A 19,195-nucleotide genomic window follows, 5' to 3' on the forward strand; every position below is an offset into this window, starting at 1 on the left:
TTTTCCTGATTCGGGAGTGCCAAGGGAATGAACCTGATCGCCTCGTCCGGCCAGTTGCGGGCCAGCCTGTTTCGTTGGGCTCTCGTGCTCGTTCCCCTCATGGTGCTTCTGGGCTTCGTTTCCGGGCGAATGGCGCAAAGCGGACCGGGCAATCCCTGGTTCGATGCACTGGCAAAGCCCGGAATCTATCCCCCTCCCGCCACGTTCGGGATCGTGTGGACCATACTCTACGTGCTGATGGGGGTTTCCCTGGCGATGGTCTGCGCGGCGCGTGGCGCACGGGGGCGTGGGCTGGCGGTGGCGGTTTTCGCGGTGCAGTTTGCGCTGAACCTGGCCTGGAGCCCGTTGTTCTTCGGCGCGCACCAGATCACCATGGCGCTGATCCTGATCGGCGTTCTGGACCTGGCGGTTCTGGTCACCATCATCCTGTTCTCCAGGATTCGCCCGATGGCAGGGCTGTTGCTGGTGCCTTACCTGGCCTGGATCTGCTTCGCGACCTACCTCAACTTTGCGTTCCTGCAAGCGAACCCCACGCTGGACGGCGCCGAAGGCCCGCGCAGTGTCGAGCGTTTCGAGATATGAGCGACTGCTGACGGCGACTGGCGGGAAAATCGCCAAGGCCTCTTGCGCGTTTTCGCGCGACATACCAAATAACGCGGCATGCAAAGCGAAAACCCCTTCGTCGCCGATTTCGTCAAGATGATGAACAGTGCTGCCGGCACGCTCGCCGGCATGGGCCGTGAAGCGCGCGATAACGCGCGTGAGCGCTTCAAGGAACTCATGGGCGACATGGACTATGTCACCCGCGAGGAATTCGAGGCCGTCAAGGAACTCGCCGCCACCGCGCGCGGAGAGGTCGAGGCTTTGAAGGCGCGCATCGAGGCGCTCGAAGGCAAGTCGGGGCAGTAAGGCTTCCTCTTCGGTCCGATTTGATTAGCATCGAAAAACGCGGGGGATTTCCCGCGTTTTTCATGTCTGCACTCTCGGCGCTTGCCTCTGCCATGCCGACCGGCCAGTAACCACCGCCATGCAGCTTCGCGCTTCCGCCATCGTCTGTGCTGCCCGCCCGCACGGCGAGACGGCGGTGATCGCGCGCATGCTTACGGCAGAGGCGGGGATCGTTGCCGCCTACGTGGCGGGTGGCCGGGGGCGCGCCTTGCGGCCCGTGCTGATTCCCGGCAATGCGGTGGAGGCGGATATCCGGTCCAAAAGCGAGAGCCAGCTGCCGTTCGCGCGGGTGGAACTTGTCACCAGTCGCGGTCCCTGGCTGAGCGAGCCGCTTCCCGCAGCCGCGATTTCCTGGGTCACCGCCCTGACGGCGATGGCCCTGCCGGAGCGCCAGGCTTTCCCTGCACTCTACGATGCTCTCAGCGCTCTGCTCGAAGCGATCTGCGTTGCGCCGTCGGCGCGAGGGTGGGCATTACCGCTGCTTTCCTACGAGGTTCTGCTGTTGCGCGAACTGGGCTACGGCGTGCCCGTAAACCGCCCCGAAGACGACGACTGGAGCGCCATCCTCACGACTTTCGACCGCCTCGGTCGCGAGCTTTCGCGCTATCCGCTTGCCGATCGGCGCGGAGACGTTATGGGGTCGCGCGTCCTGCTGCGCGAGCGGCTGGCACGGATTCATGGCTGAGAAGCAAGCGGAGAACGACATGCGCATCGCGGTATTTGCAGGAGACGGGATCGGTCCCGAGGTCACCGAGCAGGCGGTGCGCGTTCTTGAGAAGCTTGAGCTTCCGGGACTGGAACTGGTCGAAGGCGATGTCGGCGGCGCCGCCTATTACAAGCACGGCCATCCGCTTCCCGCCCAAACCCTGGACATCGCGCGATCGGCTCAGGCGATCCTGTTCGGCGCCGTGGGCGATTTCTCCTGCGACCATCTGGAGCGCCATCTGCGCCCGGAACAGGCCATCCTCGGTCTGCGCAAGGAACTCGGTCTGTTCGCGAACCTGCGCCCGGCGCAGGTCTTCGCGGGCCTTGAGGACCTGACCACGCTGCGCCCGGAAGTGGCCAGCAAGATCGACCTACTGATCGTGCGCGAGCTGAACGGCGACGTGTACTTTGGCGAAAAGGGCATCCGCACGCTGGAGGACGGCCGTCGCCAGGGCTGGGACATGATGTCCTATGCCGAGGATGAAGTGCGCCGCATCGCTCATGTCGGCTTCAAGGCGGCGATGGGTCGCGGCAAGAAGCTCTGCTCGGTAGACAAGGCCAACGTGCTGGAAACGTCGCAGCTCTGGCGCGATGTGGTGATCGAAGTCGCCAAGGAATATCCCGAGGTCGAGCTTACCCACATGTACGTCGACAATGCGGCGATGCAGTTGGTGAAGAACCCGGGGCAGTTCGACGTGATCGTCACGGGCAACCTGTTCGGCGACATTCTTTCCGACCAGGCGTCGATGTGCGTGGGCTCGATCGGCCTGCTCGCTTCGGCCAGTCTTGCAGAGGGCACGCTTGGCCTTTATGAACCGATCCACGGTTCGGCGCCGGATATCGCGGGCAAGGGTCTTGCCAATCCGATGGCGACGATCCTCTCGGCGGCGATGCTGCTGCGCCATTCGTTCGGCCTGGAAGCGGAAGCGGCCCGGATCGAGATGGCGGTCGCCAAGGCGCTGGCCGACGGTATCAAGGGCGGCGATCTCGGCGGCACCGCAGGCACGCGTGAAATCGGTGACGCGGTGCTCGAACGCCTTTAAGGCGTTCGCGCTTTGATCGGCGAAGATTTATTCAGATTTACCACCTATCACGGGGCGCATGAACATTACCGGTTCTGATATTGCAGGGACGATCGAAGCTGGCGCCAGGCCGCTGGAGCTGGCGGTCGTCCTGCCCACCTACAACGAACGCAAGAACATCGCGACGATGATCGAGCGTCTCGATGCCGCGCTGAAGGGCGTGGCATGGGAAGCCGTCTTCGTGGACGACAACAGCCCTGACGGCACCTCGGACGAGGCTCGCCGCCTGTCGCTGGTGGACCCGCGCGTTCGCTGCATCCAGCGCATCGGGCGTCGCGGCCTTGCCAGCGCCGCGATCGAAGGGATGTGCTCCACCGCCGCCCCGGTCGTGGCGGTGATGGATGCCGACCACCAGCATGACCCGGCCTTGCTGCCGAATATGCTGAAGGCGGTCACGTCCGGCGAATACGACCTTGCCTATGCCTCGCGCTTCGCCGAAGGCGCCAGCACCGAGGCCTGGGGGCGGCCGGATCGCGTCAAGGCGTCCGGTCTTGCCAACCGGATCGCGAACAAGGTGACCGGCGTCGAGCTGACCGATCCCATGAGCGGGTTCTTCATGCTTCGCACCGAAACCCTGCGCGCCGACGCGCATCGCCTATCCGGCGTGGGCTTCAAGATTCTTCTCGATATCCTCGCAACCGTCGACCGTCCGCTTCGCGTCAAGGAGTTCCCTCTCCATTTCGCGGCCCGTGCGGAAGGTGAAAGCAAACTGGACCAGACCGTCGTGTTCGAATTCCTCGTGGGTCTTTACGACAAGTGGCTGGGTCGGATCATTCCGACCCGTTTCGCGCTGTTCGGCACGGTCGGTGCCCTGGGCGTCGTGGTGCAGCTGAGCGTGCTGTGGGTGATGCTTCACCTCGTGTTCGCCGAACGGTTCGTCTACGGCAACTGGTCCGAGAGCGCGACGTTCAACATCTCGAACACCATCGCCGCCGTCGTCGCGATGACGTTCAACTTCGTGCTCAACAACGAGCTGACCTATTCGGACAAGCGCCTGCGCGGCTTCGGCCCGCTGATGCGCGGCTGGGCGCAGTTCGCGCTCACCTGTTCGCTGGGCCTGCTTACCAACATCGGCTCGGCCGCAGTGCTCAAGACCATCGGCATCCATGACGTGCTGGCGGTGATCACCGGCGTGCTGCTGGCCTCGGTGTTCAACTTCGCGCTCTCGTCGAAGTTCGTCTGGGGCAAGTACTGAGGCCCAAGGCGACCCGCTCCATGACGGGGCATCCCTTGCCGCGCGGACAGATGGCATGGCTCGCGCTGACGGGCCTGGCGGCGTTGTTCAGCTTGCTGGACACGCCGTTTCCGCGTCTGGCGCCAATGCAGAACCTGCCGACCCTGGCGATCCTGGCAGGCATCGGCTTCTCGCTGCGGCGATGGCCCATGCCGACCAGCGCAGTAGCCTGCGTCTGCCTGTTCCTCGTGCTTCACACGATCGGCGGCCGTTACATCTATTCCTTCGTGCCTTATGACGACTGGGCACGGGCGATCGGCCTGCCTTCACCCTCCGTGGCACTGGGGCTGGAACGCAACGGCTGGGACCGACTGGTCCATTTCAGCTTCGGCGCGCTCTGGGTCCATCCGATCTCCTGCTGGCTGGCGAGGCACAAGGCGCTGTCGATCTCGCTGGCGACCTACGTGGCGGTAGAGTTCGTGCTGGCCGGCAGCGCCGTCTACGAGATTTTCGAATGGCTGCTCACCGTGTTCATGGCGGGCCCGGATGCGCTGGCCTACAACGGCCAGCAGGGCGATCCCTGGGATCCGCAGAAGGACATGGCCATGGCCGGCCTGGGAGCCGTCCTTGCGGCGATCTGCCTGCGGACGAAGGCCCGGTTCACCTGAAATACCTTCGACGGTGCGCGTAGGGCGTTCGCCGGTTTCCCTTTGTGCCGAGCGGTGCGATCCTGTCTTCGCCGGGAACCGACGGATGAGGCGAACCATGATATTGCGCGTTTCCATGAAGGTCCGCGATCCATGCCATGTCGCGACCGTGCTTGCGGAAATCGTCGGCCGCCCGGCGGTCCAGGCTCAGGCGGGCTGGCTTGTCGTTTCGGCCGAAGGGCCCGATCTCGAAATCCTCGAAAGACCGGAAGGGCTTCCCCCTGGCGAGGAATACGGCATAGTGCTCGCAACTCCGCTGACCGTAGCCGAAGTTTTCGCCGTCGCCGGGCGCGAGGGGTGGCCCGCGCGCTATCGCCGGCCGCAGGGAACTTCGGGCGTGATCGAGCTGCTTCTGGAAGGGAATTGCAGGCTTGAAGTGCTGACAGCCGATATGCAGAGCGCCTGAATTGTCAGAGCCGCACGGGCGTCAACGCCAGTTCGGAAACCACATCCAGAAATTGTAGAACTCCTTCGTCGGCAGCGGCGCGCCCGAAATGATCGGATAGAACACCACGAACAGGCCTACGGAGGCGACCAGCGTGCCCGTGCCGAGATGGCGCCAGCGGTCGCGCCGTTCCCACAGCGCGTCCAGAGCGAAGGCGAGAATCGCCATGAGGAAAGCGCCGGGCAGGAGATAATGGTAGTAGAACTGGATCGGCTTGCCATTGACGATCCAGATTCCCAGCGTGCTGGCGTAGAGCAGCACCAGGGTCAGGACGTCGCGCCGCGCGCGGAAGATCGATGCCCAGATGCCCCAGACGAGCGCGAAAAGGCCGGCGATCATGGAGAAGGGATGGCCCAGCATGACGATGCCGTGCTGGTGCCCGTCGATGTTCTCGAACTGGTACCAGATCGGGCGCCAATCGACCATCCACTGGTACCAGACGCTGCGATAGGGATGCAGCTTTTTCACGCTGTCCTGAAGCGCGATCATGTGCCGGTGCTGCTCGACGAAACCCCAGGGCGAAGTCGGTCGAATGGAGTAGAACATGGCAGGGGCGTAAGTCGCCCAATAGACCAGGATCGGTAGCAGCCCCAGCCAGAACGCCGCCTCTGCCAGAGAGACGCCGGGAATGGGACCGGCGCTTTTGCGGCCGATGACCTTCCATCCCGTTTCGCGGATGCGCAGCGCCAGAAACCAGAGGCCGGGAATCATGAGAGCGGGCGCGCTGCTCCATTTCGCACCGAGAGACAGCCCGAGCGCGATCCCCGCCGCCGCCAGATGGAATCGGGCAGAGCCTCTCGTCCGCGTGCGCAGGGCTGCCGCGAACTGCCAGAGCCCGACCATGCAGACCGAGGCCTCGATCATGTCCAGCATCGAGATGCGGCTCTGGACGAACCACATGAAATTGGTCGCCAGCAGGACGGTGGCGGTGATCGTAGCGCGCCGCCGGCCGGACAAATGCCAGACGAAACGGGCGAAGGCGAATAGTCCGAAGGCCCCGAACAGCAGCGGGCCGATCCGCCAGGCAAGCGGGCGGTCTCCCATCAGGGCGATGAAGCCGGCGATCACTTCCTTGCCGAACATTGGGTGCTCGCGATTGGCCGGGATCAGTTCCAGCAGCTTCAGCGCGGCGGGGACGTAGTGCACCTCGTCGAAATAGTAGCGGCCCGGCTCCGCGAGTCGGAACAGGGCGAGGGCCAGGAACAGGCTCGCCACGATCAGGCTCCAGCCGATCGGATCTCGGTCATTGCGCGAAGCGTTCGGCATCGGGTGGGCGGGATAAGGGCGAAGTGGGAGCACTGCAAGACTGGCTGAAGCGTGCTCCACCAAAGAGCGTGCTCCAGAAGGTTGCATTGGCGCCTTGCGCTGGCGCGTCCGCGATTCTAGAGCCTCGGCCATGAAACGCACCACCGGACAGGACCGCTCGAAGACCCGCAACTGGCGCCCGGCCACCCGCGCAATCCGCGGGGGAACCTGGCGCTCGGAAATGGGGGAGACCAGCGAAGCGCTGTTCCTCACCTCCGGCTACAGCTACGACGATGCCGCCACCGTCGCCGCCCGCTTCATGGGCGAGGACGACGGCATGACCTATTCGCGTCTCCAGAACCCGACCGTGCAGATGCTGGAAGAGCGCATCGCCCTGCTCGAAGGGGCAGAGGCCTGCCGTACCCAGGCCTCGGGCATGGCGGCCATGACCACTGCGCTGCTCTGCCAGCTTTCGGCAGGCGACCACATGGTTTCGGCCCGCGCCGCCTTCGGATCCTGCCGCTGGCTGGGCGACAGCCTCCTGCCGCGCTTCGGTATCGACGTGACGGTGATCGACGCCACCGACACCGCGGCCTGGGAAGCGGCGATCCGGCCGAACACCAAGGTGTTCTTCTTCGAATCGCCCGCCAATCCGACCATGGACATTGCAGATATCGAAGGCATCTGCGCCATCGCCAAGGCGCACGGCATCACGACCGTGGTGGACAACGCGTTCTGCTCGCCGGTGCTGCAACGCCCGATGGAATTCGGCGTGGACGTCGTCGCCTATTCCGCCACCAAGCTGATGGACGGGCAGGGCCGTGTGCTGGCCGGCGCCGTCTGTGGCACCGAGGAATTCATCAACGACAAGCTGCTGCCGTTCCAGCGCAACACGGGGCCGAACCTCTCGCCGTTCAATGCCTGGGTCGTGCTCAAGGGCTTGGAAACGCTCGATCTACGGGCGAAGAAGCAGAGCGAGAATGCGCTGAAGGTCGGCCAGTTCGTCGCCGGTCGGGTGCCGAAGATTCTTCACCCCTGGCTGGACAGCCACCCGCAGCAGGCGCTGGCCCAGAAGCAGATGGATGCCTGCGGCCCGATCTTCAGCTTCGAACTGCATGGAGGGCGCGAACAGGCCCATGCGCTTCTCGACGCGCTGGAGCTTATCGATATCTCCAACAACATCGGCGATTCGCGCTCGCTGATGTGTCACCCCGCCTCGACCACACATCACGGCGTCGGGCCGGAAGGGCGCGAAGCGATGGGCGTTACCGAGGGCATGCTGCGCATCAATGTCGGGCTCGAAGACGCGGACGACCTCATTGAGGACCTCGATCAGGCGCTGACCAGGGCGGGGCTCTGACGATAGCTTTCGCGGCGGGGCGTTTATGGCGCGGGTCTTGCGGTGAGGCGCCGGGCGACAGGCCGGACGCTTCCGTGGCGCGGTCGCGCCGCTCCGCCCGGCAACGGGGCGGGGGGCGGCCTTCACCGGCTCGGTTGCGCAGTTGTCGCGGGCTCATTTCATCGTTAGGCTGGCGAGCGTTATGAAGGAATTCTTCCAGCATACCGCGATGAGCGACGGTGTGACCGTGCGGGTCGCCGTCAATTTCCTGCCCGAGCAATCACGCATCGAGGCGGGTAAGTGGTTCTGGGTCTACCACATCCGCATCGAGAACGATTCGGACGAAACGCTTCAGCTTATGACCCGGCACTGGCGCATCACCGATGGCAATGGCGACGTGAGCATGGTCGATGGAGAAGGTGTGGTTGGCGAACAGCCGGTCATCGTTCCCGGTCGCAGCCACGATTACGTCTCCGGTTGCCCGCTGCCGACGCCGCAAGGGTCGATGGAAGGCTACTACGTCTTCCTGCGGGAGGACGGCAGCGAGGTAGAGGCGGCCATTCCTTTCTTTCCTCTGGCGGCACCTGCAACCGCGCGTTGAGTAACCGCGCGTTGAGTAACCGCGCGTTGAGTAACCGGGCGTTGAGCGATCGGATCGATCGAGGCGCCATGGGCATTGCTCCAGGCCGTCCCAGCGCATAGGGAACTCCCATGAAGCGCACGCACTTGCCCCTCAATGCCCTGCGCGTGTTCGATGCAGCGGCACGCCACCTCTCGTTCACCCGCGCCGCCGACGAACTGGCGGTGACGCCAGCCGCCGTGGGCCAGCAGATTCGCGCGCTGGAAGACCTTCTTGGCGTGGTGCTGTTCCGCCGCACCAGCAAGGGCTTGGAACTGACGGACGAAGCGGGGGCTGGCCTCGCGGCCTTGCGCACCGGTTTCCTCCATTTCGAGGACGCGGTGCAGGCGATGCAGGCGGGGCAATCGAGCCACGTCTATACGATCGCCGCGCCGCGCGAATTCTTCGCGGCCTGGCTGGCCCCGCGCCTCGCGGCATTTCGGGCCGAGAACCCGCAAGTCCGCTACGTCATCGTCGATGGCGAGTTGACGGACTTCACAGAAGCCAATCTGGATCTGGCTGTGCGCTGGACGGACGGCCCGGGAGAGCTTGAAGGCGCGCCTTTGGGGGCGGCGGAGTGGGTTGAGATCGGCGAGGGCGATTGGATCGGCTGGCCGGGCGATCCCGCACCCGGCACCGAGGACGATCAGGAGAACGAGGAGGCCAAGCCGGCGATCGCGGTGAGCGATGCCGGTCAGGCTATCGCCGCGGCGCGGTCCGGTCTCGGTCGCGCACGCGTACCGGGCTTGCTGGCGCGCGGTCTGATCAGCGCAAGCGACCAGAGCGTCATCCAGGCGACTACGCCGTGCCGCCGGGGCTACTGGCTGGTGGCCCCACTGCCGCAATGGCGCCAGAAGAAAGTGAAGGCCCTGGTCGGCGCTCTGGCGGAGCAGGCTTTTTCCGACTGAGCCCAAGGCCCATGGACCCGCCCGCCTTCGTTGGAGAAAGCGGGCGGAGCCTGGTTCGGATCAGAAGCCGAGATCCTCGATCGGCCCGTCGAAGTTGCCGCCCAGCTTGTGGATGGCCGTGGCGAGCTGCTCTTGCGGAACACCCTTCAGGTAGCCGTCGATGATGCGCTGGTAGTTGCTGATCAGGCCTTCGACTTCATGCGACAAACGCATGAATTCGAAGCCCTTGGCGTGCAACCCCTTCTGCTGGATGGGAATGTTCGCATAGTCCTGCCGGGGAATCGGCGGAAAATCCGGACTGTTGTACGGCAGCACGGTCGGTTCCATGACCGGCTCCGACGTGTCGTCCTCGGGCGCGTAGGTCAGCGACCAGATTTCGAAGCGGCAGCTTTCCGGCCCGAGCGGGCGGATGCGATAGGCCGACATGGAGGTGAAGTAGGGCAGCAGGAAATAGTGCGGGAAGAGGAACTCCACCGCCTTCACCGGATGCGTCTGCGATACGGTGCACAAGTCGGGAACCGGCTCGCCCCGTGCTTTCAGCTGCTCCGAGATCTGGTGCATGACGATGCCCAGCCAATGGAACATTGCCATGTTCTGGTCTTCCGGCAGGCCTTCCTCGATGCCGATCAGGCCGCGCGCGATCTCCACTTCCTTTTCGTGGACCATGCCCGCCATGCCTTCGCTGAGCAGGGCCATGGACTTGACCTGCAACTCCTGGTTCTCGCGATAGGATAGATGCGGTTCGGCCATGATCGGCACCGGGCCGCGCGGGCTACGGTACATCGAATCGTACATCATCGGCGCGGCGTGCTGGAGCTGGGGATGCGTCTGCATCACGTGATAGCCTTCCATGAAGGCTTCCATCGCGATCTTCCAGTTGGCGGGCAGATCGGTGGCGAAGCACCATTCGGCACGCATCTTGTCCAGCCCGCGCGCTTCGAGATTGCCGGCGAGCGAACCCAGCGATTCGCGGACCGAAGGGGCTTCGTCTTCATGGTTGATCCAGACGCAGCCGATGAAAGTCTCGGCGCGGCAGGGGATCAGGTTGATATCGTCTTCCTGAAGCTGCCGCTCGGAGAACATGTGCTTGCCGTAAACCTGGGTGGATTCGCCATCCATGTTCCAGCGCCAGCCGTGGAACGGGCAGACGAAGCCCGATTTCTTGCAGTTGCCGTGAGCTTGGCCGGTGCCACCGGCGAACGGCACGCCGCGATGGCGGCAGGCGTTGTGGAAGGCCTTGATACCGCTGGCGGTGCGCACGATCACCACGGACTTGCCGACGTTCTCGTACTCGATCCAGTCGCCCACTTCGGGGATCTGTTCCTCGCGGCAGGCCATCTGCCAGACGTGCGGCCACAAGTGGTCCAGCTCGGCCTGATAGAACTCGGCATCGTAGTAGCGCTTGACCGGGATCCGCTCGGGATCGTCGATCGGGTAGGGGACGGACCGCAGCCCGCCGTCGACAGATTTCAGCACTCCGACACCTCTCGGATTATTCTTCGTTCGTATTGAACGAATGTACAACCGTGGGCGGTGCAGGCAATGCCGAGGCGCGCCCGTCCGCATCGCGGGCGCGCTATCTGAATGGCGTTACTTCCGCGTGGGATCGAGCGCGGAGGCCGAGCGGCGCGGCGCGACGTCTTCCATCGCCATCAGCGCGGCGATGCGCTTCTCGGTCGCGGGGTGGGTCGAGAACAGGTCCGAGACGGACGTCGGCACGATGTAAAGCTGCGCGGCGGCCGGGTTGCGTTCCGATGCTACGCTCGGCACCGACTGCGCCGGTCCGGCGATCTTGGCGAGTGCCGAGGCCAGCGCGCGAGGATTGCCGCTGATCTCCGCCGCCGCGCGGTCGGCGCCGAATTCACGTGTGCGGCTGATCGCCATCTGCACGATCATCGCGGCGAACGGTGCCATGAACACCGCTGCCATGGCCGCGATCGGATTGGGCCGGTCCTCTCCATGCCCGCCGAAGAACAGTCCGAAGTTGGCGATCATGGAGATGGCGCCGGCAATCGTCGCCACCATGGTCATGATCAGAGTGTCGCGGTTCTTCACATGGCCGAGTTCGTGCGCCATCACCGCCGCCACTTCCTCGCGAGTCAGCCTTTCTATCAGTCCGGTGGTGGCCGCCACCGCCGCATGTTCCGGATTGCGGCCGGTGGCGAAGGCGTTGGGATTGGCACTCTCCACCAGATAGACGCGCGGCATCGGCAGTTGCGCGCGGCGTGCGAGGTCGGCAACCAGGTTGTAGAAGTCAGGGGCGGTGCGCTCGTCAACTTCTCGTGCATTGTGCATCCGCAGCACGATGCTGTCGGCGTTCCAGAAGGTGAACAGGTTCATCCCCGCCGCCAGCACCAGCGCGATCATCGCCCCGCCTGCGCCGCCGAAGATATAGCCCAGCCCCATGAACAACGCCGTGAGCGCCGCCAGCAGCATGGCCGTCTTGAAACCGTTCACGTCTTGAAACTCCTTTGAATTGCCGAATGCGCGATCTGGGTATCACGGCGCGGCTTTCAATATCCGGAACGGCTTTCCCATCGCCTGCGCGAATTGCGGGGGCGAGGTGTCCCCAAGCGCGGCAATCCCGCCTAGGACGACCGGAAAGACGTTTTCTGGGGAGTTGCAGGCAATGGCGTTCAAAACCCGCGTTACCGAGATGCTCGGCATCGAGCATCCGATCGTGCAGGGTGGCATGCAGGGCGTGGGGCTGGCGGAACTGGCCAGCGCGGTATCCAACGCGGGCGGTCTGGGAACCCTGACAGCCCTGACGCAGCCAAGCCCGCAGGCACTGCGTGAGGAAATCGAACGCTGCCGGTCGATGACCGACAAGCCTTTCGCGGTGAACATCACCGTGTTCCCGACCCTTCTGCCGCCCGACTACAAGGCTTACGCGCAGGCCGCGATCGAAGGCGGCGTGAAGATCGTCGAGACGGCGGGCACCCAGCAGGTGCGCGAGATTTGGGAACTCGTGAAGCCGCATGGCATCACCGTGATCCACAAGTGCACGGCCGTTCGCCACGCGCTTTCGGCCGAGAAGCACGGCTGCGACATCATCTCGATCGACGGGTTCGAATGTGCCGGCCATCCGGGCGAGGACGACATTCCCGGCCTCATCCTGATCCCCTCGGCGGCGGACAAGGTACAGATCCCGATGCTGGCAAGCGGGGGATTCGGCGATGGACGCGGGCTTGTTGCAGCGCTGGCGCTTGGGGCGGAGGGGATCAACATGGGCACCCGTTTCTGCGCCACCCGGGAAGCGCCGATCCATGACAACGTCAAAGCCCGCTATATCGAGAACGATGAGCGCGGGACCAACCTGATCTTTCGCAAGTTCAAGAATACCGCCCGCGTCGGCAAAAACGGGGTTTCGGATGAAGTCGTAGAGATATCGGAGCGGCCGGACTCGACTTTCGACGACATCAAGCATCTTGTCGCCGGGGCAGTGGGCCGCGAATTGCTGCAGTCGGGCGATCTTACCAAGGGAATTTTCTGGGCCGGCATGGTTCAGGGCCTGATCCACGACCTGCCAACCTGCCGGGAACTGATCGATAGGATCGTTGCCGAGGCGACGGAAATCGTCGAAGGCCGTCTTGGGAAGATGCTGGCCTGAACAGGAGCCAAGACCACAATGACTTACGAGAAAGTCCTCTACAGCCTCGATAACGGCGTCGCGCGCATTTCGATGAACGATCCTGCAACGCGTAATGCGGGATCGGCGCAGATGGGTGAGGAACTGTTCGACGCCGTCTCCCGCGCCGCCTTCGAGGCACGGGCGGTACTGCTGACGGGCGAAGGCAAGGCGTTCTGCTCAGGCGCCAACCTGGGCGACGCGCAGGACATGCTCGATGATCCGCGCCGCGATGTCGGCACCTTGCTCGACCGGCACTTCAACCCCGTCATCATCGCCATGCGCGACATGGAGCAGCCGGTGGTCACCGCCGTGCGCGGCGCGGCGGCGGGCGTAGGTGCCGGACTGGCCATGGCGGGAGACCTTATCGTCTGCGGCGAAGGCGGCTTTTTCCTCCAGGCATTCCGCCACGTCGGCCTCGTGCCCGATGGCGGGTCGTCGTGGCTGCTGACCCGCGCCGTGGGCCGGGTGCGCGCCATGGAAATGATGCTGCTCGGCGAGCGTCTTACCGCCGCCAAGGCGCTGGAATGGGGCCTGGTCAACCGGGTCGTACCCGACGCTGAAGTGGAAGCGGCCGCCATGGCGCTTGCCGGGGAACTTGCGCAAGGCCCCTGGTCGCTGCGCCGGATCAAGCAGGTGGCCTGGGCGGCCGCCGACTGCACGCTGGAGCAGGCTCTGACCAACGAACGGCTCGGCCAGCGCGACGCGTCGCGCACCGAGGATTTCGTGGAAGGGGTCAAGGCCTTCGCCGAAAAGCGCAGTCCGGCTTTCAGGGGGCGGTGAACGCAAGCAGGACCACGGACGCCTTATCTCGAAGGCAAGGGAAGGCGGGACGCGGCCTTAAACCGCGCCCGCGTCTCGCAGCACCGTCAGTCGAGCCTCGTCGATGCCGAGTTCCGCCAGCACTTCTGCGGTATGTTCGCCCAGCATCGGCGGCGCCATGCGGATCGTTGCCGGGCTGGCGGACATCTGGGCGAGAGGGCTGGCGATAAGGTCCACCGATCCGCTTTCCGCCCAGGCGTGGGGCGTGGTGGCGCGCAAGTTGCGATGCTTGACTTGCTCGTCCTCCCAAACGTCTGCCAGTTCGTTGTAGCGGGCCGCGGGGATACCGGCGTTGTCGAGCATCTCCTGCATCCGGGCAACGGTGAAGCCGCCGCTCCAGGCGTTGATGAGGTCCATGAGTTCGGCACGGTTGGTCTTGCCGCGCTTCAGGTTGCTGTCGAAACGCGGGTCCGTGAAGAGTTCGGGCTGCTCCATCAGCACGGTGAGGCGGCGATAATGCTCGTCGGTGCCGGCGGTGAGATAGACGATGCCGTCGGCGCAATGCATCAAATCAGCCGGTCCCCCGCCATTGCCGCCATTGCCGAGGCGGGGCGGCGCTTGGCCACTGATCAGGTAGTCCTGCATGATGTGGCTGACCATCGCCACCGAACTGTCGAGCAGGGCGATGTCGATGAACTGACCTTCGCCGGTGCGGTTGCGATATTGCAGGGCGCCGAGGATCGCGAGCGCGGTATTGTGGCCGGTCACGAAGTCCACCAGGCTTGGCCCGGTCTTGAGCGGGCCGCTGCCGGGCTGGCCTTCGGGAATGCCGGTGACCGCCATCATGCCGCCGGTGGCCTGGAACAGGCCGTCATAGCCGGGCCGCGCCGCCATTGGGCCGGTCTGGCCGAAGCCGGTGACCGAGCAGTAGATCAGGCGCGGGTTGATCTCTCGCAGGCTCTCGTAATCCAGGCCGAAGCGCTTGAGATCGCCGACCTTGTAATTCTCGATCAGCACGTCGGCGCTTTTCGCCAGTTCACGCAGGATCGCCTGACCCTCGGGATGAGAATGATTGAGCGTGATGGAGCGCTTGTTGCGGTTGGAGACGGTGAAGAAGCTGGAGTGCCGCGTCTCGATTCCGTTCTTGCCGGGCACCCACGAGAAGCCGTAGCCGCGCCCGTCGTCACCCACGCCGGGGCGTTCGATCTTGATGACGTCCGCGCCGAGATCGCCAAGGATCTGCGCGCCGATCGGGGCGGCGAAGACGCGGCTCATGTCGATGACGCGAATCCCCGCCAATGCTGAATGGGGGGCGGCCTTATCGTTGTGGTTCGTGCTCATGATGAGGGCAAGGCTAGCCCCGCCCTCGAAAGCGGCCAAGGCGAGTGCCCTCGCTTATCGCGGCCACGATCACGCATCGCGAAACGCGTGACCGGGCTTATGCGACGGGAGGAAAGCGCCTAGCCGGAAGCGAAAGAGCCCAAAAGTGAAAGAAGTTCGAGGGGATCATGCGATGAAGACGGCGATCATCACCGGCGCGGGCAGCGGCATCGGGCTGGAAACCGCGAAGATCCTCCATTCGGAAGGTTATGCGATCGTAGGTGTCGGTCGCAGCAGGGATAAGCTGGCGGTGCTGGAAGCCGAGATCGGCAATCCCGACCATGTTCTGGCGATCAGCGCCGACCTGACGGACCCTGCCGCACCGGGAGCCATCGTCGCCGCAGCCATGGAGCGCTTCGGGCAGATCGATGCGCTGGTGAACAATGCCGGCGTCGGCAGCCCCAAGCCGCTGGACGAGACCGACGACGAAACGCTGGACGATTTCCTGGACATCATGCTGGTCGCCCCGTTTCGGCTCTGCCGCGACGTGATTCCGCATCTCTCGCAAGGCTCCAGCGTCGTCAACGTCACCAGCACGTTCGCGCACATCGGCGGGCGGCGCGGCGGTGCCTATTCCGCGGCCAAGGGCGGATTGAAGTCTCTTACCGAGCACATGGCGTGCGAATATGGTCCTCGCGGCATCCGTTCGAACTGTGTCGCGCCGGGCGTGACGATGACCGACATGGTCCGCCACCGCTTCGAGGACGAAGGTTTCAAGCGGGCGAATGTGGAAACCACGCCCTATCCGCGCCTGGCCCAGCCGGAAGACATCGCCAGCGTGATCGCCTTTCTTTGCCTACCGGGCAGCGAGATGATCAATGGGCAGTCGATCGTCGTGGATGGCGGATGGACCGCGACCAAGTACCTCAGCCCGAGAGTGACCCGCACCACCTGGGTGGAGCCTGCAAGCGCTTAGCCCAGTTGGCTGGCACACGCCTATTGCCCTTAGGCCCATCGCTCCGATCCTTTCCGGTCAAGCCGTTGTCGTTGTTCGCCGGTGTCGCGCGGGAGTAGCCTGGGCGGGGCGTAAGGCGGGGAGCAGCGATGATCAGGGGTGTTCACCATATCGGCGTAAACTGCCGCGACCTCGATCGGATGACGCGTTTCTACGTCGAGGCGCTCGGCTTCGAGCCGGTCGGCGAGGGTTTCGGCTGGCAGGATGAGGCGGTGATGGATCTGATCGTCGACGTACCGGGCTCCGCAGCGAACGGCATCATGCTGAGGGCCGGGCAATGCTATCTCGAACTCTTCTCCTATTCCGCGCCGCCACCCAGCGCCGCCCCGCCGCTTCGTCCGAACGACCGGGGATATACGCATCTCTGCATCGACGTGACGGATATCGCTGCCGATATCGTTCACCTGGAAGCCTGCGGCATGACCTTCAACGATCGTTCCTTCGTGGACATGGGGCATGTCAAAACGCTCTACGGTTACGACCCGGAGGGCAACGTGATCGAAGTGCAGCAATGCGCCCCCGATAACGGCTTCACTCTCGAGGACCTTCGCGCCGGGGCACCCCGAGAGTGAGGCGTGCGGCCGGGCCGGGCTGAGCAGGGGGCCGGGCAAGGGGCCGGGCCGATCTGCGCACGACGATATCCATCGCGAAAGTATGGCGCGACACCCGTCCGTCGAGCAGTCGCGCCAGAGCCTCCTTCGCGATATCCTGCCAGGGCACGCGCATGGTGGTAAGCGGGGGGCAGGTCTTGGCTGCGATGGGCAGGTCTTCGAAGCCTATCACCGACAGATCGCGCGGGACCGACAGCCCGGCTTGCGCTGCGGCCTGAAGCGCGCCGGCCGCCATCTCGTCATTGCCTGCAACGATTGCAGCGGGGCGTGGACTCACGTCCAGCAGGATTTGTGCGGCTGTGAACCCGGAAGCGAGGCTGCCGTCTCCAGGCACGATCATCAAGGGGCCGTTTCGGAGGCCATGCCCCATACCTTCCACGTAGCCTTCTTCACGAAGCCTGCCGGAAGGGGAGCTGTCGGCATGCGAGATGAAGCCGACCCGGCCGTGCCCCTCGGCTAACAGCCAACGAACGAGCTGGGCCATGGCGGCGCGATCGTCGCACGCCAGGTCTGCATATCCCAGGCGCGCGCAGCCGATTCCCGCCTCGGCGCAAATCGCCGGTAGTTCCTCCCGGTCCGATCTGGAGAGATCCTCCCATGGTCCTGCTGCGACGACCTGATACAACCCGGTTATTGCGGAAAAGCCGCGAAATCCCTAAGTGAGCGATGCTTCCGCATTGGCGGACCCGCCCACCCCACCGGAGAACGATGAAGCCTGCCCCGTCGCAACGCCACTATGGCATGGATTGGCTGCGCGTAGGCGCCTTCGTTCTGCTGATCTTCTACCATGTAGGCTTTTCGTTCACGCCGTGGGGTTACCAGACCCCCACTCGCGGCGTCGTGGGTTGGGCGGAAATCCCGCTGCTTGGGCTGAGTGCATGGCGCCTCGCGCTGCTTTTCGCGATTTCCGGTTATGCGAGCGCCGCCTTGCTGAAAAAGGACGGCGACAATCGAGCGTTCCTGAAGAGTCGCATCCTTCGCCTTGGAATTCCTCTTCTTTTCGGCCTTACCGTGGTGGTGCCACCGCAGCCGTACATGGGCCTTGTCAACAGCGGGTACGACCATGGATATGGTTACTTCCTGCTTCACGATGCGTTCCGGTTCCACAAGGTCGGCTACGAAGTTCTTCCCGCGACCATGCATATGTGGTTCGTGATCTACCTGCTGGCCTACACCCTGGCACTGTGCGCGGCCTTGATGCTGCTGCCTGAAGCGTGGCGCGCAGGTCTGCGTCGAGGGACTGAGCGCCTACTTTCGGGACCGGCTCTGCTGCCGCTGGGCATCGGGCTGATCTTCCTGATCCGCATGTTGCCTTATGGCTGGACCGACATGCACAACTTCCTCCAGGATCGCAGCGCGCACCTGCACTATTTCGGAATGTTCCTGTTCGGTTTCCTGCTGCGTGGTTCGGAGCCGATGCGGGCGGCCATCGCCCGTCAGTGGAAGCTGGCGCTCGTACTCGGCATGCTGGGCTACGCCTGGGTCATGGGCGACACCTTGCTCTATCCCGGCAACATCCCGACCCCGGCCGACTGGCAGCAACCGCTTTCCTTCGCAAAATCGGTGCAGTGCTGGGGCACCGTGATCGCGCTGTTCGGCATTGCCGACCGCTATTGGAACTTCGACCATCGCTGGCGCACCACGCTGGTGGAGGCGGTATTTCCGATCTACATCGCCCACCAGACGGTCATGGTCTTCGTGAGTTACGGCATCCGTGACATGGGGCTTGGTGCACTGGCGGAATTCCTGACGCTCTGCGCAGCGGTGGCGGGTGGATCGTGGATCTTCTATCTGATCGGGCGCGAGATCGGACCGCTGCGTCCGCTTATCGGACTCAAGCGCAAACGCGCGCGCAAAACTTCGGACGAGACGAAACCCGCCTTGGCTTCGGCAGGCTGACACCGGTTCGATAGGCATCCCCGCCCCCATCCGAGGGGGGCGGAAAGCCTGTCCGTCAGTCCCGCGCCAGCAGCAGGGCCGCCGCCATCGGACCGCCGCCGGACGTGGCCACCGCCACTTTGGGGTCACCGGCGATCTGCCGTTCACCGCCTTTCCCGCGAAGCTGGGTGACGGCTTCATGGGCGAAGCCGAAGCCGTGCAGGCGGCCTGCTCCCAATTGCCCGCCGAAGGTGTTGAGCGGCAGTTCGCCGTCTCGCGCGATGCGGTGGCCGCCCTCTATGAAGCGACCGCCTTCGCCTTTCTCGCAGAAGCCGAGGCCCTCCAGCCAGGTGATCGGCAGGAAGGCGAAGCCGTCGTAGAATTGCGCGGTATCGACGTCGGCAGTGGTGTAGTCCGTACGCTTCCAGAGATCCGCGCCGGTTTCGTAGGCGGCGAATTCCTCCACCTGATCCCATGAATAGCGGTCCACCGATCCCGACATCGCGGCGATACGGATCGGCTTGGCCGAAACTTCGTCCAGTGCGTCACCTGCGGAGACGATCACCACGGTCGACGCGTCCGAAAAGCGATCGCAGTCGTAAAGGCAGAGCGGTGTAGTGATCATTCGCGCGGCCATGTATTTGTCCAGCGTCAGCTCTTCCTTGGTGATCGCGCGGGCGCGCGGGTTCGCCATGGCATTTTTCGAGCCATTGATGGCGATCTGTCCAAGCTGTTCGCGCGTGAGGCCGTAGCGATGCATGTGCCGGGCAGCATATTGAGCCGTCCAGCAGGCTGCCGAAGTCGCCCAG

21 protein-coding genes are annotated in these 19,195 nt (G+C 64.3%); 15 read left to right on the forward strand and 6 right to left on the reverse strand.

Going from position 1 to position 19,195, the window contains the following annotated elements:
* Window positions 1–27: 27 nt before the first annotated feature.
* The 7 genes from RT424_RS12930 to RT424_RS12960 all read left to right on the forward strand — a co-directional run bounded on the left by RT424_RS12930 (window position 28) and on the right by RT424_RS12960 (window position 5,022).
* Window positions 28–582, forward strand: coding sequence for a TspO/MBR family protein (locus tag RT424_RS12930; protein ID WP_313438699.1), 555 nt, complete (start codon window positions 28–30; stop codon window positions 580–582).
* A 78-nt stretch (window positions 583–660) separates the two neighbouring features.
* Window positions 661–909 carry an accessory factor UbiK family protein gene (locus RT424_RS12935; RefSeq protein WP_313438702.1) on the forward strand — a complete coding sequence of 83 codons (249 nt, stop codon included), beginning with the start codon at window positions 661–663 and terminating at the stop codon, window positions 907–909.
* A 118-nt stretch (window positions 910–1,027) separates the two neighbouring features.
* Window positions 1,028–1,633: a DNA repair protein RecO gene (locus RT424_RS12940; protein WP_313438705.1), complete on the forward strand. Its 606-nt coding sequence runs from the start codon at window positions 1,028–1,030 to the stop codon at window positions 1,631–1,633.
* A gap of 19 nt (window positions 1,634–1,652) precedes the next feature.
* Window positions 1,653–2,696 carry a 3-isopropylmalate dehydrogenase gene (gene leuB, locus RT424_RS12945; RefSeq protein WP_313438753.1) on the forward strand — a complete coding sequence of 348 codons (1,044 nt, stop codon included), beginning with the start codon at window positions 1,653–1,655 and terminating at the stop codon, window positions 2,694–2,696.
* 58 nt (window positions 2,697–2,754) lie between these two features.
* Complete coding sequence (locus RT424_RS12950) at window positions 2,755–3,930, forward strand: glycosyltransferase family 2 protein (RefSeq protein ID WP_313438707.1); 1,176 nt, start codon at window positions 2,755–2,757, stop codon at window positions 3,928–3,930.
* Between the two features lie 20 nt (window positions 3,931–3,950).
* Entirely contained in the window at window positions 3,951–4,577 is a 627-nt protein-coding gene (locus RT424_RS12955) for a DUF2238 domain-containing protein (protein WP_313438710.1), read from the forward strand.
* 115 nt (window positions 4,578–4,692) lie between these two features.
* Window positions 4,693–5,022: a hypothetical protein gene (locus RT424_RS12960; protein ID WP_313438713.1), complete on the forward strand. Its 330-nt coding sequence runs from the start codon at window positions 4,693–4,695 to the stop codon at window positions 5,020–5,022.
* Between the two features lie 21 nt (window positions 5,023–5,043).
* Here RT424_RS12960 and RT424_RS12965 read toward each other — a convergent pair whose 3' ends face one another.
* Complete coding sequence (locus RT424_RS12965; protein WP_313438716.1) at window positions 5,044–6,327, reverse strand: phospholipid carrier-dependent glycosyltransferase; 1,284 nt, start codon at window positions 6,325–6,327, stop codon at window positions 5,044–5,046.
* Between the two features lie 130 nt (window positions 6,328–6,457).
* Between RT424_RS12965 and RT424_RS12970 the strand changes: the two genes are divergently transcribed.
* From RT424_RS12970 to RT424_RS12980, 3 genes are all read left to right on the forward strand, one after another.
* Window positions 6,458–7,666 carry an aminotransferase class I/II-fold pyridoxal phosphate-dependent enzyme gene (locus tag RT424_RS12970; RefSeq protein WP_313438719.1) on the forward strand — a complete coding sequence of 403 codons (1,209 nt, stop codon included), beginning with the start codon at window positions 6,458–6,460 and terminating at the stop codon, window positions 7,664–7,666.
* 181 nt (window positions 7,667–7,847) lie between these two features.
* A complete protein-coding gene (apaG, locus tag RT424_RS12975) occupies window positions 7,848–8,246 on the forward strand; it encodes a Co2+/Mg2+ efflux protein ApaG (protein ID WP_313438722.1) in 399 nt (132 codons plus the stop codon).
* A gap of 110 nt (window positions 8,247–8,356) precedes the next feature.
* Window positions 8,357–9,172, forward strand: coding sequence for a LysR family transcriptional regulator (locus RT424_RS12980; protein ID WP_313438726.1), 816 nt, complete (start codon window positions 8,357–8,359; stop codon window positions 9,170–9,172).
* 60 nt (window positions 9,173–9,232) lie between these two features.
* Here the strand turns inward: RT424_RS12980 and RT424_RS12985 are convergent, their stop codons facing one another.
* Together RT424_RS12985 and htpX are read right to left on the reverse strand one after the other, a co-directional pair.
* A complete protein-coding gene (locus RT424_RS12985) occupies window positions 9,233–10,648 on the reverse strand; it encodes an aromatic ring-hydroxylating dioxygenase subunit alpha (RefSeq protein ID WP_313438728.1) in 1,416 nt (471 codons plus the stop codon).
* 114 nt (window positions 10,649–10,762) lie between these two features.
* On the reverse strand, window positions 10,763–11,629 hold the full coding sequence (htpX, locus tag RT424_RS12990; protein ID WP_313438730.1) for a zinc metalloprotease HtpX: 867 nt from the start codon (window positions 11,627–11,629) through the stop codon (window positions 10,763–10,765).
* Between the two features lie 172 nt (window positions 11,630–11,801).
* On the opposite strand from htpX, the gene RT424_RS12995 reads away from it, so the two are divergent.
* Both RT424_RS12995 and RT424_RS13000 read left to right on the forward strand, forming a co-directional pair.
* Window positions 11,802–12,782 (forward strand): nitronate monooxygenase family protein, encoded by a 981-nt coding sequence (locus RT424_RS12995; protein WP_313438733.1) that lies wholly within the window; start codon window positions 11,802–11,804, stop codon window positions 12,780–12,782.
* An 18-nt stretch (window positions 12,783–12,800) separates the two neighbouring features.
* Window positions 12,801–13,583, forward strand: a complete 783-nt coding sequence (locus RT424_RS13000; RefSeq protein WP_313438736.1) for an enoyl-CoA hydratase-related protein — start codon at window positions 12,801–12,803, stop codon at window positions 13,581–13,583.
* Between the two features lie 57 nt (window positions 13,584–13,640).
* On the opposite strand, the gene RT424_RS13005 is transcribed toward RT424_RS13000, so the two are convergent.
* Window positions 13,641–14,903, reverse strand: a complete 1,263-nt coding sequence (locus RT424_RS13005; protein ID WP_313438738.1) for a CoA transferase — start codon at window positions 14,901–14,903, stop codon at window positions 13,641–13,643.
* Window positions 14,904–15,075: 172 nt separating this feature from the next.
* Here RT424_RS13005 and RT424_RS13010 point away from each other — a divergent pair, with 172 nt between their 5' ends.
* Window positions 15,076–15,858: an SDR family oxidoreductase gene (locus tag RT424_RS13010; protein WP_313438740.1), complete on the forward strand. Its 783-nt coding sequence runs from the start codon at window positions 15,076–15,078 to the stop codon at window positions 15,856–15,858.
* A gap of 128 nt (window positions 15,859–15,986) precedes the next feature.
* A complete protein-coding gene (locus RT424_RS13015; protein ID WP_313438743.1) occupies window positions 15,987–16,469 on the forward strand; it encodes a VOC family protein in 483 nt (160 codons plus the stop codon).
* Here the strand turns inward: RT424_RS13015 and RT424_RS13020 are convergent.
* Window positions 16,429–17,133, reverse strand: coding sequence for a substrate-binding domain-containing protein (locus RT424_RS13020; protein ID WP_313438745.1), 705 nt, complete (start codon window positions 17,131–17,133; stop codon window positions 16,429–16,431). The two genes, RT424_RS13015 and RT424_RS13020, sit on opposite strands and share 41 nt — an antisense overlap.
* An 83-nt stretch (window positions 17,134–17,216) precedes the next feature.
* Here RT424_RS13020 and RT424_RS13025 point away from each other — a divergent pair, with 83 nt between their 5' ends.
* Window positions 17,217–18,407, forward strand: a complete 1,191-nt coding sequence (locus tag RT424_RS13025) for an acyltransferase (protein ID WP_313438748.1) — start codon at window positions 17,217–17,219, stop codon at window positions 18,405–18,407.
* 55 nt (window positions 18,408–18,462) lie between these two features.
* On the opposite strand, the gene RT424_RS13030 is transcribed toward RT424_RS13025, so the two are convergent.
* Window positions 18,463–19,195, reverse strand: a 733-nt coding sequence (locus RT424_RS13030; RefSeq protein WP_313438751.1) for a thiolase family protein, incomplete at its 5' end; no start/stop codon positions are given.

The sequence above is a fragment of the Novosphingobium sp. genome, from assembly GCF_032093395.1.
Taxonomy (GTDB): domain Bacteria; phylum Pseudomonadota; class Alphaproteobacteria; order Sphingomonadales; family Sphingomonadaceae; genus Novosphingobium.